The sequence below is a fragment of the Cupriavidus malaysiensis genome (genome assembly GCF_001854325.1).
Classification (GTDB): Bacteria; Pseudomonadota; Gammaproteobacteria; order Burkholderiales; family Burkholderiaceae; genus Cupriavidus; species Cupriavidus malaysiensis.
This window is the reverse complement of record NZ_CP017754.1, coordinates 947,215-963,166: the sequence shown is the minus strand read 5'-3', so window position 1 is coordinate 963,166 and position 15,952 is coordinate 947,215. Positions and strand designations below refer to the sequence as shown.

The following is a 15,952-nucleotide window of genomic DNA, read 5'->3' as shown; positions in this document are numbered from 1 at the left end:
CCGCCGCCCGCGCCAGGCGCTAAACTAGTGCCCATGGCATCCCCCCTCCCACCATGCGCATCCTAGGCATCGACCCCGGCCTTCGCACCACCGGCTTCGGCGTGCTGGAAAAGCGCGGCAACCAGCTCCACTACATCGCCTCCGGCACCATCAAGAGCGATGGCAACAGCAGCCTGCCCGAGCGGCTGAAGACCCTGTACGACGGCGTGGCCGAGGTCACGCGCACCTATGCGCCCGACTGCGCGGCCATCGAGAAGGTTTTCGTCAACGTCAATCCGCAATCCACGCTGCTGCTAGGCCAGGCCCGCGGCGCCGCCATCTGCGGGCTGGTGGGCCATGGCCTGCCGGTGTACGAGTACACGCCGATGCAGCTCAAGGTGGCGGTGGTCGGCTACGGCCGCGCCAACAAGGAGCAGGTGCAGGAGATGGTGGTGCGCCTGCTCGGCCTGCCCGGCCGGCCGGGTACCGACGCCTCCGATGCGCTGGGCGTTGCCATCTGCCATGCCAATGGCGGCGACGCGCTCGGCACGTTGGCCGGGCTCGCGCCGGAGCTGGCGCGGCGCGGCGTGCGCGTGCGCCGCGGGCGCCTGGTCGGCTAGTCATCATCGGACCCGCATCCCGCTCGGCCGGCAGGCCGTTGCCCTCCTGACGCCTTGAAGGCTTGACGCCTTGGCGCGCGCCCTCGGCTACACTGGCGGCGATTTTCTTCCCGAAGCGCACGGGCGCACCCACACGCCCGGCTTCGCCATTCGAGACCCACGAGACATGATCGGACGCATTGCCGGCACGCTGCTGGAGAAGAACCCGCCCCACCTGCTGGTGGACTGCCACGGCGTCGGCTACGAAATCGACGTGCCGATGAGCACCTTCTACAACCTGCCGCAGACCGGCCAGCCGGTGACGCTGCTGACGCAGCTGATCGTGCGCGAGGACGCGCACCTGCTGTACGGCTTCGCCACGGCTGCCGAACGCAATACCTTCCGCGAGCTGATCAAGATCACCGGCATCGGCGCGCGCATGGCGCTGGCGGTGCTGTCAGGCATGTCGGTATCGGAGCTGGCCCAGGCCATCACGCTGCAGGAAGCCGGCCGGCTCACGCGCGTGCCCGGCATCGGCAAGAAGACGGCCGAGCGGCTGCTGCTGGAGCTGAAGGGCAAGCTGGGCGCGGAGCTCGGCCATGCACCGGGAGCCGCCGCGGTGCACGACAGCGCGGTCGACATTCTCAACGCCCTGCTGGCACTCGGCTATTCGGAGAAGGAAGCCGGCGCCGCCATCAAGCAGGTGCCGGCCGGCACCGGCGTCTCGGAGGGCATCAAGCTCGCGCTCAAGGCGCTCTCGAAGTCCTAGACCACTGCATCACGGAAATCGGTCGGTGCCTGCCGCCGCGGGCGCGGGGCGTAGAATGGCGCCATTCCGCCTGCCAACACCATGATTGAAACCGACAAGCTTTCCGGCCCCGAGCGCGTGATCTCGGCCGCGCCTGCCTCCAAGCACGAGGAGGCCTTCGAGCGGGCCCTGCGGCCCAAGCTGCTCGACGAATACGTCGGCCAGGAGAAGGTGCGCGGCCAGCTCGACATCTTCATGCACGCCGCGCGCAAGCGGCGCGAGGCGCTCGACCACGTGCTGCTGTTCGGGCCGCCTGGCCTGGGCAAGACCACGCTGGCCCACATCATCGCACGCGAGATGGGCGTCAACCTGCGCCAGACTTCCGGCCCGGTGCTCGAGCGCCCGGGCGACCTGGCCGCGCTGCTGACCAACCTGGAAGCCAACGATGTGCTCTTCATCGACGAGATCCACCGGCTGTCGCCGGTCGTCGAGGAGATCCTGTATCCGGCGCTGGAGGACTACCAGATCGACATCATGATCGGCGAGGGCCCGGCCGCGCGTTCGGTCAAGCTCGACCTGCAGCCGTTCACGCTGGTCGGCGCCACCACGCGCGCCGGCATGCTGACCAATCCGCTGCGCGACCGCTTCGGCATCGTCGCGCGCCTGGAGTTCTACACGGCGCAGGAGCTGGCGCGCATCGTCACGCGCTCGGCCGAGCTGATGGGCGCCCATATCGAGGCCGGCGGCGCGCTGGAGATCGCCCGCCGCGCGCGCGGCACACCACGGATCGCCAACCGCCTGCTGCGGCGCGTGCGCGACTATGCCGAGGTCAAGGGTGACGGATCCATTACACGCGAGATGGCCGACGCCGCATTGTCGATGCTCGACGTGGACCGCGCCGGCTTCGACCTGATGGACCGCAAGCTGCTGGAAGCCGTGCTGCACAAGTTCGGCGGCGGCCCGGTCGGCGTCGATAACCTCGCCGCCGCCATCGGCGAGGAACGCGACACCATCGAGGACGTGCTGGAGCCCTACCTGATCCAGCAGGGTTACCTGCAACGCACGCCGCGCGGGCGCGTGGCGACGGCCAGCGCCTACCGCCACTTCGGCCTGGCCACACCCGACGCTGGCGGCGAGGCGCCGTACGACCCGGCCGGCACCGTCTGAGTGCCGGCATGCGGGCCGCCCACGGCCCATGCCCCTGCGCATTGCCAGCCACGTTCCCCGCCACATTCCCCGCTACATTCCCGACCGGTTTGCCGCGCCGCGGCAAACCCGGGCTTGGCCCGCCTCGCGCGGCGGGAACCGCCCCGCGCGCGAGTTAAGCGTTTTTGAGTGCCGTTGAAAAACTTTTTGTGGTGCGTTGCCCGGAATTGACGGATTGACCACAATAGTCGAGCCGGCTTGCTGCTTGAGCGTTACGGATCCGGCGCATTGTCTTTCACATGGAGACTCAAATGGATCGACGCGGTTTTATGTTTCGGATCTCGGCCACCGGGCTGGCCGTGGCCACGACCGCCGTGGCCACCGGCTGCACCACGACCGGCAGCGAGGCGCCGACGGACGTCGCAGCCAAGCGCCAGCAGATCAACGCCGGCGTGGAGGGTGCCCTGAACCGCTTGTACGGCTCGGTCAGCGGCTCCCGTGAGCTGGCCCAGCGCGCCCAGGGCATCCTGGTGTTCCCGCGCGTGCTCTCCGCCGGCCTGGTGGTCGGCGGCGAATACGGTGAAGGCGCGCTGCGCAGCCGCGGCCAGACCGTGGGCTACTACAGCACGGCCTCGGCCTCCGTCGGCCTGACCGCCGGTGGCCAGTCCAAGGCCGTCATCATCATGTTCATGACGCCGGAAGCCTATAGCAAGTTCCTCAACAGCAGCGGCTGGACCGCGGGCGTCGACGCCAACGTGGCGCTGATCAAGGTCGGCGCCAACGGTACCATCGACACCCTGGTCAGCCAGCAGCCGGTGATCGGCTTCGTGCAGACCAATGCCGGGCTGATGGTCGACGTGTCACTGAACGGCTCCAAGATCAGCAAGCTCAACATCTGAGCCCGTGCCGGAGTCGCCCTGTGGCGGTCGGCTGTCGCTCCGGCGCCACAGAAGATCCCGGCCGCGGCCGGGATCTTTCCCATGCAGGCGGGGTGCGGCAGCGGCTGGCATAATCGCCGGGAAACGCCGACCGACATGCCGCCCTCCTCGACCGCCAACACCGCCCAGACCCTCACCGGCGGCCGCGTCTACCGCTACTACGATTTCGTGATGGCGGCCTTCGTCACGGTGCTGCTGTGCTCCAACCTGATCGGTGCGGCCAAGGCGGCCCAGGTCACGCTGCCCGTGCTGGGCCCGGTCACCTTCGGCGCGGGTGTACTGTTCTTCCCGGTTTCCTACATCTTCGGCGACGTCCTGACCGAGGTCTATGGCTACGGCCGCGACCGGCGCGCGGTATGGGCCGGCTTTGCCGCGCTGGCCTTCGCCACCTTCATGAGCCTGGTGGTGCTGAGGATGCCGGTGGCCCCCTTCATGGCGGACTACCAGAAGAGCCTGGAAGACGTGTTCGGCAATACCTGGCGCATCGCCATGGGCTCGCTGATCGCCTTCTGCTGCGGCAGCTTCGCCAACAGCTATGTGCTGGCCAAGATGAAACTGTGGACCGGCGGCCGCTGGCTGTGGACACGCACCATCGGCTCGACACTGGCGGGCGAGCTGGTCGATTCGTCCTTGTTCTACGTGATCGCCTTCTACGGCATCTGGCCACTGGAGAAGGTGGTGCAGGTGGCCATCGCCCAGTACGTGCTGAAGACCGGCTGGGAAGTGGTGATGACGCCGGTGACCTACAAGGTGGTCGCCTTCCTCAAGGCGGCGGAGCATGAGGACTGGTTCGACCGCGGCACCGACTTCACCCCATTCCGCGTACGGGTCTGAGCGGGCGGCAGCAGCGCACGGCCGACGACCGGCGGCGCGCTCAGGGCACGCGCCGGTCCACTTCGTCCAGCGTCAGCGCCTCCAGGTGCTGGATGTCCCCCCACTGCATCAGCGACAGGCGGTCGCCATCGCAGCGCAGCCGGTTGATGCTGGCGTTGAGCAGTTCGTGCTGGCGCGGCGCTTCCAGCGTCATGTCGGTGGCCTCGCGGTACAGGCAGTCGAGCACGCCGCCGTGCGCCACCAGCGCGATGCGTTCGCCGGGATGGCGGCGCGTCAGCGCCAGCGCGATCTCGACCGCACGCTGGTGAAAACCGCGCAGGCTTTCGCCGTTCTCCGGCGCGTAGTCCGGCACGCGCGCCTGCCAGCGCGCGAAGTCCTCGGCGCGCCGCTCTGCCACCTCGGCATAGCTCATGCCCTCGAGCACGCCGTAACAGCGTTCGCGCAGCCTCGGCTCCGGACGCACCGCCAACCCGAGCGCCTCGGCCAGCGGCGTGGCGGTCTGCAGCGCGCGCGACAGGTCGCTCGAATAAACGGCATCGATGGGCTCGCCGGTGAGCGCGCCGGCAAGCGCGCGGGCCTGTGCCTGGCCGGTCCCGTTGAGCGGGATATCGAGCTGGCCTTGCAGGCGCCGCTCGCGATTCCAGGCCGTCTCGCCGTGGCGGATCAGGATCAGGTGGGTCATGGCCAGTGCGTGCGGCCCGAAGCTCTGCGACATGCCGTTTCCTCGTTGCGGGACGCCGTGCAGTGCACCCTGCCCGGCTTTTCCGGTCTTCTTGGTCTTTACTTGGCGAATTTCGGATTGAGCGTGTAGGTACCGGTCAGGCTGGCCTGCGCCAGCACGTGGCCGGCCATCGCCGCGAGCACCTGCGCGCCGGTGAAGCTGCCCTCCAGCGGCAACCGTTCGACGTCCAGCGCGTAGACGGTGAACACATAGTGGTGCACCAGGGCGTCGTTCCACGGCGGACAGGGGCCGTCATAGCCGAAGTAGTCGCCCTTCATGTCCGGGTCGCTGGCGAACCAGCCGGTGTAGTCGTTCAGGCCATGGCGCAGGCCGCCCGCGGTGGGCGTGCCGCCGGCCGCCTCGGGGCCGGGCTTGCCGCGCGCGATCACGCCGTCGCTGTGCGAGCCCGCGCTGATCGAGCGCAGGCCGGAAGGGATGTCGATCAGCACCCAGTGGTAGAAGTCCACGCGCGGCAGCGCGGCGGGCACCTCGCGCCCCTCCTGGTTGACGTCGTCGCCACGGCTGGGGACATCGCGGTCATGGCAGATCAGCGCATAGGAGCGGGTGGCGGCCGGTACCTCGTCCCACTCCAGGTCCGGATTGCGGTTGCTCGACAGCGCCACGTGGCTGGCTGCGTCGGGCACGCAGAAGGCGTATTCGCCAGGGATCGGACCGTTGTCGGCGAACGACTTGCTCCAGATCTTCATTTGACTCTCCTTGCTCGAAACGAGCCCGCGCCCCTCATGCCGCGGGCGGCACCCGCAGCCAGAACGTGACCGGGCCATCGTTGGTCAGGCTGACCTGCATCATCGCACCGAACTCGCCGGTCTCCACCTGCGGATGCAAGACCCGGGCCCGCGCCACGAAATGCTCGTACAGGCGGCGGCCGTCCTCGGGCGACGCCGCCGGGGTGAAGCTCGGCCGCGTGCCGCTGTTGGTGTCGGCGGCCAGCGTGAACTGGGACACGACCAGCAGCCCGCCGGCGCCGCCCTTGCCATCGATGTTCTGCACGGCCAGGTTCATCTTGCCGGCCTCGTCGGGAAAGACCCGGTAGGCCAGCAGCTTGGCCAGCAGGCGCTCGGCCTGGGCCTCGGTATCGCCGCGCTCGGCGCACACCAGGGCCAGCAGACCGGCGCCGATGGCACCGGTGGTCCGTTCGCCGACGGTGACGCGCGCCTGCGAGACACGCTGGATCAGGGCGATCATGTGCTTGCGCCCCGCGCTCAGGACAGCGTCACGCGGGCGAAACGGCGCTTGCCGACCTGCACCACATAGGTACCTGCGGCCACCTTCAGCCCCTTGTCGCTGACCGTGGCGCCGTCGATTTTGACGCCGCCCTGCTCGATATTGCGGTTGGCCTCGGAAGTCGAGGGCACGAGATTGGCCTGCTTCAGCAACTGGGCGATGCCGAGCGGCGCACCGCCCAGGCTGACCGCGGGAATCTCGTCGGGCACGCCGCCGCGCGCGCGGTGGTTGAAGTCCTCGAGCGCCTTCTCGGCATCGGCCGCGCTGTGGAAGCGCGCCACGATCTCCTGCGCCAGCATCACCTTGCAATCGCGCGGATTGCGGCCCAGCGCGATCTCCTGCTTCATCAGTTCGATCTCGGCCAGCGGACGGAACGACAGCAGCGTGTAGTACTGCCACATCAGGTCGTCCGAGATGCTCATCAGCTTGCCGAACATCTCGCCCGGGGCCTCGGTGACGCCGACGTAGTTGCCCTTCGACTTGGACATCTTCTCGACGCCGTCCAGGCCCACCAGCAGCGGCATGGTCAGGATGCACTGCGGCTCCTGGCCGTATTCCTTCTGCAGCTCGCGGCCCACCAGCAGGTTGAACTTCTGGTCGGTGCCGCCCAGCTCCAGGTCGGACTTCAGCGCCACGGAGTCATAGCCCTGCATCAGCGGGTAGAGGAACTCGTGAACCGAGATCGGCACCCCTGAGCGGAAGCGCTTGGTGAAGTCATCGCGCTCCATCATGCGGGCGACGGTGTACTTGGCGGCGAGCTGGATCATGCCGCGCGCGCCGAGCGGATCGCACCACTCGCTGTTGTAGCGGATCTCGGTGCGGGCCGGGTCCAGCACCAGGCTGGCCTGGCGGTAGTAGGTCTGGGCGTTGCCTTCGATCTGCTCGCGCGTCAGTGGCGGACGCGTGGCGTTGCGGCCGGACGGGTCGCCGATGGTGGACGTGAAGTCGCCGATCAGGAAGATGACTTGGTGGCCGAGGTCCTGCAGTTGGCGCAGCTTGTTGAGCACCACGGTGTGGCCGATATGGATGTCCGGGGCGGTCGGATCGAGGCCCAGCTTGATGCGCAGCGGTACGCCGGTCGCTTCGCTGCGGGCCAGCTTCTGCAGCCACTCGGATTCGATCAGCAGTTCGTCGCAGCCGCGCTTGGACACCTCCAGGGCGTGCATCACCGACGGCGTCAGGGGGTAGTTGGCCGCGGGGCCGGAGGACACTTCAGTCATGACGTAAGTCGTTGAAAAACATGAGAATTCGACACGGCCACCGGCAGGGAATCTGGTACAATCCGCCCTTCCGGCGCGACGGGAGCAATCCCGCGGCCAACCGCCATTGTAGGCGGCAAATGCAAAGCGCCCGCACCGCACCTCGGGGAGCGAAGGCAGACGAAGCAAATCGTCGCGGCAGCGGGGCCAAACCAAGAGTGAATTTTACGTGATGTGGTCCAGACTCCGCGAAGTTTTCGCGCGTGAGCTGGTGGTACTCGTCGACCCGACCAACGCGCACCATGCGCGCCGCCGCAAGCAACTGACGGCGGCGGTAGGCACGGTGTTCGCGCTGGGCATGGCCGCCGCCATGGGTGTGGCCCCGCGCTCGGCCTACGACGATCCCCAGGCACCGCGCGTGCTGCAGCCGATGCGCCTGCCCGACCTGCGCGAGCAGCTCGACAAGCTGACCGACAGCGACGCCACCTACGTGCGCCAGGAGCGCATGCTGCGTGGCGACACCATCGCCACGCTGCTCAAGCGGCTGGGCGTGGACGATCCCGATGCCCAGGCCTTCATCGCCAGGAATCCGACCGCGCGCGGCCTGTTCGGCCTGGAGCCGGGCCAGGCCGTGCAGGCGGAAGTCGACGAGCGCAACCTGCTGGTGTCGCTGCAGGCCAACCTCGGCGGCGACGTGGCCAACTCCCGCCTGCTGGTGATCGAGCGAGCCGGCGGCGACGACCTCAACCCGCAATACCGCGCACGCGTGCAGACGGTGGGCAACGAGACGCGCTACGAGATGGCGTCGGGCGCGATCGGCAGCGGCGGCTTCTTCAACGCGATGGACGCCGCCAACGTACCCGACGAGATCGTCGAGCAGATGATCTCGATCTTCTCGGGCGTGATTGACTTCCAGCACGATATCGCGCGCGGCGACCGCTTCCGCATCGTCTACGAGGCAGGCTTCCGCGACGGCAGCCTGGTGCGCAACGGGCGCGTGATGGCGGTCGAGCTGATCAACCACAATGAGCTGTACCAGGCGCTCTGGTATGCGCCGGAAGGCAGCAAGAGCGGCGCCTACTACACCTTCGACGGCCGCAGCATGCAGCGGCCCTTCCTGCGCACACCGGTCGAGTTCACCCGCATCTCGTCCGGCTTCGGCGGGCGCGACCACCCGCTGCATCACTACTGGGCGCAGCACAAGGGCGTGGACTTCGCCGCGCCGGTCGGCACCAAGGTGTTCGCCTCGGGCGATGGCGAGGTCGATTTCGTCGGCCAGCAGAACGGCTACGGCAACCTGGTCATCCTGAAGCACGCCAACGGCTACTCGACCTACTACGCCCACCTGTCGGGCTTTGCCGGCGTGCAGCGCGGCCAGCATGTGCGCCAGGGCCAGGTGATCGCCTTCGTCGGCCAGACCGGCTGGGCCACCGGACCGCACCTGCATTACGAATTCCGCCACAATGACGTACCGCAGAATCCGCTGACCACGGCGCTGATGGAATCGCCCGCGCTGAGCGGACCCGCTCGCCAGCAGTTCCTGAGCTATACCAGCAGCATGCTCAGCCGCATCAACGCGCTGCGCACCTACAACGTGCTGACCGCCAGCAACTGAGCGAGGCGGCGCCCCGCACCCGACCGGACGGAGCCGGACCATGACCCTCAATGCACGCTTTATCGGCATCATGTCCGGCACCAGCATGGATGGGGCCGACGGCGTGCTGGTCGACTTCTCCGGTCCGCGCCCGCTGGTGCTGGCCGCCGCCCACCAGCCCTTCGACGCGGCGCTGCGCGAGGCCTTCGGCGCGCTGCAGCAGCCGGGGCCCGACGAGGTCCACCGCGAGGCGCTCGCCGCCAATGCACTGGCGCACGTCTACGCCGACTGCACGGCCACGCTGTTGCGCGAAGCCGGCCTCGGCAGCGAGGATGTCTGCGCCATCGGCGCGCATGGCCAGACCATCCGCCACCGCCCCGGGCAGTATGATGGCATCGGCTACACGCGCCAGAGCCAGCATCCTGCCCTGCTGGCCGAGCTGGCCGGCATCGACGTGGTGGCCGATTTCCGCAGCCGCGACGTGGCTGCCGGCGGCCAGGGCGCACCGCTGGTGCCGGCCTTGCACCACGCCCTGTTCGGCGCGGCCGGCGAAACCCGCGTGGCCTGCAATATCGGTGGCATCTCCAACATCAGCATCCTGCCGGCGGCCGACAGCGGCCGGCCGGTGACCGGCTTCGATTGCGGCCCCGGCAATGCCCTGCTCGACCACTGGATCGCCAGCCGGCGCGGCCTGCCCTACGATGCCGGCGGTGCCTGGGGCGCCAGCGGCAGCGTCAACGTGGCGCTGCTGCAGCGGCTGCGCGACGAGGACTATTTCCGTGCGCCGCCGCCCAAGAGCACCGGGCGCGACCTGTTCCATCCGGCCTGGCTGGACGCCCGCCTGGGTGCCGCCGGCGAATTGCCGCCAGCCGACGTGCAGGCCACACTGGGTGCGCTGACCGCCGGCGCCATCGCCGCCGACGTGCGCGCCTACGCGCCCGATGCGCGCCGGCTGATCGTGTGCGGCGGCGGCGCCCGCAATGCGCATGTCATGGCCTGCCTGGCGCAGGAACTGCCCGGCGTCTCGGTGCAGACCAGCGCGGACTTCGGCGTGCCGGTCTCGCAGGTAGAGGGCATCGCCTTCGCGTGGCTGGCGCGCCAGTGCCTGCAGCGGGCCGCCGGCAACGTGCCGACCGTGACCGGTGCCGCCGGGCCGCGCGTGCTGGGCGCGCTCTACCCCCGCTGAGCGGCCGCACCGGCGCACCTCACGCTGCGCCGCCTTCGGCCGCTTCCGGAACGGTCTGCCGCACCCACGCCAGAAAGGCCCGCGCCAGCGGTGCCGGCCGCATCGCCGGCGAGCAGGCCAGCACGACACGCTGCGGCTCGACCGCGTCGCGCAATGGACGGCAGGCAAGCGGCCTGCCGTCATAGCTTTGATCCCCCGCCGGGCGCGTACAGGACAGCGCCACCCCATAGCCGTGCGCGACCAGCCCGCGCTGCATCTCGAAGGTCTGCGTGTACTGCAGCGCGCGCGGACGCAAGCCCTGCGCCCAGAACAAGGAAAGAAAATACTCGCGCGTCTGCGCGATGTCCTCGAGGATCAGCACCTGCCCGGCCAGTTCCTGCAGGCTGACGGCCGGCAGCCGCGCCAGCGCATGGTCGCCCGGCAGCAGGGCATGGGGCGCCAGTTGCGCCAGGGTCCAGCGCTCCACGCCGGCATCGAAGCCCAGATCGTAGGTCAGCGCCAGTTCGGCCTTGCCGCTGCCCAGTGCGCGGTGGACGCTGGCCAGGTCCGACTCGAGCAAGGTCACCTCCACCGCCGGGTGGCGCTGCCGGAAGCCGGCCAGCAGGCGCGGCAGGTAGTACGGCCCGAGGTCCTGGAAGCAGGCGATGGCCAGCTGGCCCGACAGCGCGGCCTGGCCGGCGCCCGCGCCGCCCAGGTCCGCCGCCAGCGCCAGGATGTCGCGGGCACGCCCCAGCAGGCGCTGGCCGGCAGGCGTCAGCTCCAGCCCGCGGCTGATGCGGCGGTGGAACAAGGCCTCGCCGAGCGCCTGCTCGAGTTGTGCGATGGCTTGCGATACCGAGGGCTGCGAAACGTGGCGCGCGCGGGCGGCGGCGCTGATGCTGCCCTGCTCCGCGGCGGCGATGAAGTACTCGAGCTGACGAAAGGAAAAGGGGATCATGATTTCCTATATTGGAAGATAGGAAATATATGCTTTTCCTATGAAGGCGTGCAGACCATACTTGCGGCAGCCGGCACGGGAGACCGGACGATGTCGTCGTTGCCGTCGGATCAGGGAGAAAGTCGGATCAGGGAGAAAGCTTGATGGAAATCAGCACGCAACAGATCGAGGCCTACCAGCGCGATGGCGCGCTCGTGCTGCGCGGTGCCTTCAGCGACTGGGTCGAGCCCCTGCGCGAGGGCTTCGCGCAGAACCTGGCGCAGCCCGGTCCCTTCGCCATCGAGAATGTACGCGGGGGCGAGCGCGGCCGCTTCTTCGAGGACTATTGCAACTGGCAGCGCATCGCGCCGTTCGAGGACTTCATCCGCCGCTCGCCCGCCGCGGCCATCGCCGGCCGCATCATGGGCGCCAGTGCGGTGCAGGTCTTCCACGAGCACATCCTGGTCAAGGAACCCGGCACCGACAAGCCGACGCCCTGGCACCAGGACCTGCCTTACTATTGCGTGGATGGCCTGCAGACCGCCAGCTACTGGATCCCGCTGGACCCGGTCGACGCCACCAACACCCTGCGCGTGGTCCTGGGTTCGCACCGCTGGCCCAAGCTGGTGCGGCCCAAGCGCTGGGCCAGCAACGAGAACTTCTATGCCGGCCGCGACAGCTTCATGGACATGCCCGACGTCGAGGACGGCAGCCATCGGATCGTCGCTCCGCAACTGGCCCCCGGCGATGCCGTGGTCTTCGATTTCCGCACCGTGCACGGTGCGGCGGGCAACCAGGGCACAGGCCGCCGACGCGCCTTCTCGGCGCGCTTCCTCGGCGACGACGTACGCTTCATCGAGCGCCCGGGGCGCACCTCGCCGCCCTTCCCCGGTATCGGCCAGCGCGATGGCGAGCGGTTGCGCGAAGACTGGTTCCCCGTGGTCTGGCGCGCACCCGCCGTCCAGGCGTAGCGGACGGCAGGCACAGGAAGCAGAAAAGAAAAAGCGCACCGAAGTGCGCTCGATTCCTGCCTCTCGTCCTGGCGGCCCCGGGGCGATTCCGCGAGCCGGCCAGGCCGGCGACACTCAGACCGAGAAGGACGAGCCGCAGCCGCAGGTGGTGGTCGCGTTCGGGTTCTTGATCACGAACTGCGCACCGTTGATGTCTTCCTTGTAATCGATCTCGGCGCCGACCAGGTACTGGTAGCTCATCGAGTCGATCAGCAAGGTGACGCCGTTCTTCTGCATCGTGGTGTCGTCTTCGTTGACGTCTTCATCGAAGGTGAAGCCGTACTGGAAGCCGGAGCAACCGCCGCCCTGCACGAACACGCGCAGCTTCAGGTTGGCGTTGCCTTCTTCCTCGATCAGTTCCTTGACCTTGTCGGCAGCGCTGTCGGTAAAGACGAACGGGGCCGGCACGTCCTCGGTAACGGGTGCCTCGGCGACTGCGTTCATGGGGTTCTCCTGTTTAGATACGCCGGTATTTTAAGCGCTCTGGCGAGATCGTGCCGAAACCCCGTGAATTCAAGGGACTCTGGCCGCCACCCGCCTCCCGCATGCCTCAAGCGGCACTCCGTTGGCGCAGACCCGCCACCGCGGTCAGCGCCGCCTCTTCGCGCGGCGCCGCCTGTGCGGCGTCCGAGGCGCCAGCCACAGCCCGCGCCTCGGCTGCGGCTGGCGGCGGTACCGGATCGGCCCCTTCGCTCGCAGCCTCCGCATCGGCCACGTTGGCCAGGCCGGCGTCCTCGCCCACGGCAGCGGCATCGCTTGCACCGGCCTCGGCCGGCGCCGGCAACGCCCGCGTTTCGCCCTGCACCCGCGGCACGAGACGGCCCTCGACAAGAGCCCCCTGCTGCATCTCGAGAGCTGCATAATGCACTTCGCCATGCACCCTGGCCTGCGACTGCAGCTCCAGCAGTTCACTGGCATACACAGGCCCGGCCACGGTGCCGTTGAGCACGAGATGGGCGACCCGCACTTCGCCCTCGACGCGGCCGCTCTCGCTGAGCACCAGCATGCTGGGCTGGCCTGCCAGCGCCACCACGTTGCCGCGCACGCGCCCGTCCAGGCGCAGGCCGCCGGCAAAGGACAGATCTCCGTCGATCACCGCCTCGCGGCCGATCAGGGTATCGATCGTCAGGCCTTTCTTCTTCGAAAACAACATAGCTTCCTCCTCTTGCCGGGCCGGCCCTGTGGATTCCCACCGGCCGCGCGGCAACGCGCTGCGATTGTAGCCGCACGGGGCACCGCCATGACGGCAAGGTACATGTTGGCGAGCTTTCGCCCCTGCGCTTGCGCCGCCACCCGCGCAGGGCAAAAAAAAACCGCACGGTGACCGTGCGGTTTTTCTCTCGACCTGCCGGGGCAGCAACCCCGGCAAGCGCGCATCAGCGCTTCGAGAACTGCTTGCGGCGGCGTGCCTTGTGCAGACCGACCTTCTTACGTTCCACTTCACGCGCATCGCGGGTGACGTAGCCGGCCTTCGACAGCGCGGACTTCAGCGTGGCATCGTAGTCGATCAGGGCACGGGTGATACCGTGGCGCACGGCACCGGCCTGGCCGGTTTCGCCACCACCGTTCACGTTGACCTTGATATCGAAGGTCTCGCCGTGCGAGGTCAGTTCCAGCGGCTGGCGCACGATCATCAGCGAGGTTTCGCGAGCGAAATACTCTTTGATGGGCTTGCCGTTGACGATGATGTCGCCCTTGCCCGACTTGATGAAGACACGAGCCACAGCGCTCTTGCGGCGGCCGGTACCGTAATTCCAGTTTCCGATCATGGATGGCCCCCTTAGATTTCCAGCGCCTTAGGCTGCTGCGCTTCGTGCGGATGCTCGGCTTCGGCGTACACCTTCAGCTTCTTGATCATCGCGTAGCCCAGCGGACCCTTCGGCAGCATGCCCTTGACAGCCTTCTCCAGGGCGCGGCCCGGGAAACGCTGCTGCATCTTGCCGAACGTGGTTTCGTAGATACCGCCCGGGTAGCCCGTGTGGCGATAGTACTTCTTGTCCGTTTCTTTGGTACCCGTGACACGCAGCTTGGCTGCATTGACGATGATGATGTAATCACCGGTGTCGACGTGCGGAGTGAATTCCGGCTTGTGCTTGCCGCGCAGACGGCGTGCCACTTCGCTGGCGACACGGCCGAGGACTTTGTCCGTCGCGTCAATCACGTACCAGTCGCGCTTTACCTCGTGAGGCTTGGCGGAAAAGGTCTTCATGATTTTTCCTGAGACTTGTAGAACCTGCCCGAAACTTGCCGTGCCATGCGAGACCAGTCGCATGCGCCGGCGATCGGCCGGTCCTTGGGACCTGGCCTTCCTGCTTGTGTGTGCAGGCTCTCCCTGAATTCTCTTCCGCGGGCATGACGGAAAACCGTAGATTATACTCGGGCAACTGCTCGACGCACAAGCAAAAGCGAGCCCCATCGTCAAGTTCCGAGGACTGAGCGGCGCCGGATAGCATCCATCCAGGACTCGGCACGACCGACGGCGCGACCGACAGGCGAAAAAAAACCCAAGCGCTAGGCTTGGGTTTGAATCCACCAAAGGAGGAGGGTGGAGGAGACACCTGGAGATCGACGGAGGCCGCGGGCGGTGCGGGCTGAGCTGTTCGCTTTCGCACTCTGGCGCGCTGCAGATGCCGTCGTTCAATGGAAGCCATTATACATGAGCGCTTGTGCGACGCAAGAAAATTTGCAGTGCGAAATGCCTTACCGCATTGTAAAAAATTGTGCGGACGCAACATTGCCGCATGAATCCGTTATTTATCAAATACTTACATATCAATCATGCTTGTCGCCAAAGCGTCATCTTAGAAGAAACCCTCGAACTGTGCGGCGTAAACCGGCTCAAGCGGCACTCTCGCTGTAGACGATATACTGGCAAAAGCAAGGCCTGACCATCACGCGTTTGCGAACAGGAACGCACCGAACAGAACCCAGAACACAGGACGGACTCACATGGAATGCAAAGTAACTTGGACGGGCCCGGAGGGGATGAGCTTCATCGCCCAGACCGGCAGTGGTCATCTGGTGACCATGGACGGTGCGCCGGATGGCGGCGGCCACAACCTGGCACCGCGCCCGATGGAGATGGTGCTGCTCGGCACCGGCGGCTGCACCGCTTATGACGTGGTATTGATCCTCAAGCGCGGCCGGCACGATGTGCGCGGCTGCAGCGTCAAGCTCGAAGCCGAGCGGGCCGGCGAGGATCCGAAGGTGTTCACGCGCATCAACTTCCACTTCGTCGTTACCGGGCACAACCTGAGCCCAGCCGCGGTGGAGCGCGCGGTGACGCTATCGCATGAGAAATACTGCTCGGCCTCGATCATGCTGGCCAAGACCGCCGAGATCACCCACAGCGTGGAAATCGTCGAAGGCTGAGGCGCCTCCGGACACGGCCGGCGCGTGCCCGGCCGTGCGCTGGAAAGAGAAGCAAAGCAGGCCGATAAGCCGGATTCTGTGCGCGCGGCCCGCCTGACGGCGAGCCACGCGTGACAACCATTCCTCTAGGCCGACCGTTACCGACCGGCTCCAGCTCCCTACCCGCAGGCTCAGCGGGCCGCCTCGATGCCTGCCTATTTGGGATTGCTCCAGGTGGAGGTTACCGCGTTTCACCCTTGCCGCCAGGCGTACCCGGCGGCAAGACTCGTCTCTGTGGCCCTATTCCGCACGTCGCCGTGGATGGCTGTTAGCCAACACCCTGCCCTGTGGAGTCCGGACTTTCCTCCCCTCGCCGCCTGACGGCGGCGAGCAGCGATTGTCTGGCCTGCTTTGCGAGGACGGAGTCTAACACCGCGGCGCCGCGCGCGCGACCCGCGCGCGGCGGATGCCCAGCCGGGCCCGGCA

Annotated in this window: 18 protein-coding genes and 1 other RNA gene; 9 read left to right on the top strand and 10 right to left on the bottom strand. The window is 67.6% G+C overall.

Annotated features, from left to right (window positions below; genetic code table 11):
• The first annotated feature begins 53 nt into the window (after positions 1-53).
• The 5 genes from ruvC to BKK80_RS04195 all read left to right on the top strand — a co-directional run bounded on the left by ruvC (position 54) and on the right by BKK80_RS04195 (position 4,244).
• On the top strand, positions 54-599 hold the full coding sequence (gene ruvC, locus BKK80_RS04215; protein WP_071011050.1) for a crossover junction endodeoxyribonuclease RuvC: 546 nt from the start codon (positions 54-56) through the stop codon (positions 597-599).
• Between the two features lie 166 nt (positions 600-765).
• Positions 766-1,347: a Holliday junction branch migration protein RuvA gene (gene ruvA, locus BKK80_RS04210; protein ID WP_071011048.1), complete on the top strand. Its 582-nt coding sequence runs from the start codon at positions 766-768 to the stop codon at positions 1,345-1,347.
• A gap of 81 nt (positions 1,348-1,428) precedes the next feature.
• Positions 1,429-2,493 carry a Holliday junction branch migration DNA helicase RuvB gene (ruvB, locus tag BKK80_RS04205; protein ID WP_071011046.1) on the top strand — a complete coding sequence of 355 codons (1,065 nt, stop codon included), beginning with the start codon at positions 1,429-1,431 and terminating at the stop codon, positions 2,491-2,493.
• Between the two features lie 290 nt (positions 2,494-2,783).
• Positions 2,784-3,371, top strand: coding sequence for a BPSL1445 family SYLF domain-containing lipoprotein (locus BKK80_RS04200; RefSeq protein ID WP_071011044.1), 588 nt, complete (start codon positions 2,784-2,786; stop codon positions 3,369-3,371).
• Positions 3,372-3,506: 135 nt separating this feature from the next.
• Positions 3,507-4,244, top strand: a complete 738-nt coding sequence (locus BKK80_RS04195) for a queuosine precursor transporter (RefSeq protein WP_071011042.1) — start codon at positions 3,507-3,509, stop codon at positions 4,242-4,244.
• Positions 4,245-4,284: 40 nt separating this feature from the next.
• On the opposite strand, the gene BKK80_RS04190 is transcribed toward BKK80_RS04195, so the two are convergent.
• The 4 genes from BKK80_RS04190 to tyrS all read right to left on the bottom strand — a co-directional run bounded on the left by BKK80_RS04190 (position 4,285) and on the right by tyrS (position 7,430).
• A complete protein-coding gene (locus tag BKK80_RS04190; protein ID WP_071011041.1) occupies positions 4,285-4,959 on the bottom strand; it encodes a histidine phosphatase family protein in 675 nt (224 codons plus the stop codon).
• Positions 4,960-5,024: 65 nt separating this feature from the next.
• On the bottom strand, positions 5,025-5,672 hold the full coding sequence (locus BKK80_RS04185) for a YbhB/YbcL family Raf kinase inhibitor-like protein (protein WP_071011039.1): 648 nt from the start codon (positions 5,670-5,672) through the stop codon (positions 5,025-5,027).
• 34 nt (positions 5,673-5,706) lie between these two features.
• Positions 5,707-6,171 (bottom strand): D-aminoacyl-tRNA deacylase, encoded by a 465-nt coding sequence (gene dtd, locus BKK80_RS04180; RefSeq protein ID WP_071011037.1) that lies wholly within the window; start codon positions 6,169-6,171, stop codon positions 5,707-5,709.
• A gap of 17 nt (positions 6,172-6,188) precedes the next feature.
• The gene (tyrS, locus tag BKK80_RS04175; protein WP_071011035.1) at positions 6,189-7,430 is read right to left on the bottom strand and encodes a tyrosine--tRNA ligase; all 1,242 of its coding nucleotides are present in this window, start codon (positions 7,428-7,430) and stop codon (positions 6,189-6,191) included.
• Positions 7,431-7,641: 211 nt separating this feature from the next.
• Here tyrS and BKK80_RS04170 point away from each other — a divergent pair, with 211 nt between their 5' ends.
• Entirely contained in the window at positions 7,642-9,024 is a 1,383-nt protein-coding gene (locus BKK80_RS04170; protein WP_071011034.1) for a M23 family metallopeptidase, read from the top strand.
• Positions 9,025-9,064: 40 nt separating this feature from the next.
• Positions 9,065-10,189 (top strand): anhydro-N-acetylmuramic acid kinase, encoded by a 1,125-nt coding sequence (locus BKK80_RS04165; protein WP_071068621.1) that lies wholly within the window; start codon positions 9,065-9,067, stop codon positions 10,187-10,189.
• Positions 10,190-10,208: 19 nt separating this feature from the next.
• Here BKK80_RS04165 and BKK80_RS04160 read toward each other — a convergent pair whose 3' ends face one another.
• Positions 10,209-11,126 carry a LysR family transcriptional regulator gene (locus BKK80_RS04160; protein ID WP_071068620.1) on the bottom strand — a complete coding sequence of 306 codons (918 nt, stop codon included), beginning with the start codon at positions 11,124-11,126 and terminating at the stop codon, positions 10,209-10,211.
• Between the two features lie 143 nt (positions 11,127-11,269).
• Between BKK80_RS04160 and BKK80_RS04155 the strand changes: the two genes are divergently transcribed.
• A complete protein-coding gene (locus tag BKK80_RS04155; RefSeq protein ID WP_071037510.1) occupies positions 11,270-12,076 on the top strand; it encodes a phytanoyl-CoA dioxygenase family protein in 807 nt (268 codons plus the stop codon).
• A 114-nt stretch (positions 12,077-12,190) separates the two neighbouring features.
• Here BKK80_RS04155 and erpA read toward each other — a convergent pair whose 3' ends face one another.
• From erpA to rplM, 4 genes are all read right to left on the bottom strand, one after another.
• Complete coding sequence (gene erpA / locus BKK80_RS04150; RefSeq protein ID WP_071011027.1) at positions 12,191-12,559, bottom strand: iron-sulfur cluster insertion protein ErpA; 369 nt, start codon at positions 12,557-12,559, stop codon at positions 12,191-12,193.
• Between the two features lie 106 nt (positions 12,560-12,665).
• On the bottom strand, positions 12,666-13,268 hold the full coding sequence (locus tag BKK80_RS04145; protein ID WP_071011025.1) for a bactofilin family protein: 603 nt from the start codon (positions 13,266-13,268) through the stop codon (positions 12,666-12,668).
• Positions 13,269-13,491: 223 nt separating this feature from the next.
• Positions 13,492-13,884 carry a 30S ribosomal protein S9 gene (gene rpsI / locus BKK80_RS04140; RefSeq protein ID WP_071011024.1) on the bottom strand — a complete coding sequence of 131 codons (393 nt, stop codon included), beginning with the start codon at positions 13,882-13,884 and terminating at the stop codon, positions 13,492-13,494.
• Between the two features lie 11 nt (positions 13,885-13,895).
• On the bottom strand, positions 13,896-14,324 hold the full coding sequence (rplM, locus tag BKK80_RS04135) for a 50S ribosomal protein L13 (RefSeq protein ID WP_071011023.1): 429 nt from the start codon (positions 14,322-14,324) through the stop codon (positions 13,896-13,898).
• A gap of 740 nt (positions 14,325-15,064) precedes the next feature.
• Between rplM and BKK80_RS04130 the strand changes: the two genes are divergently transcribed.
• Positions 15,065-15,487, top strand: coding sequence for an OsmC family protein (locus BKK80_RS04130; RefSeq protein ID WP_071011022.1), 423 nt, complete (start codon positions 15,065-15,067; stop codon positions 15,485-15,487).
• 49 nt (positions 15,488-15,536) lie between these two features.
• On the opposite strand, the gene rnpB is transcribed toward BKK80_RS04130, so the two are convergent.
• Positions 15,537-15,879, bottom strand: an RNA gene (gene rnpB, locus BKK80_RS04125) — RNase P RNA component class A.
• Between the last annotated feature and the right edge of the window lie 73 nt (positions 15,880-15,952).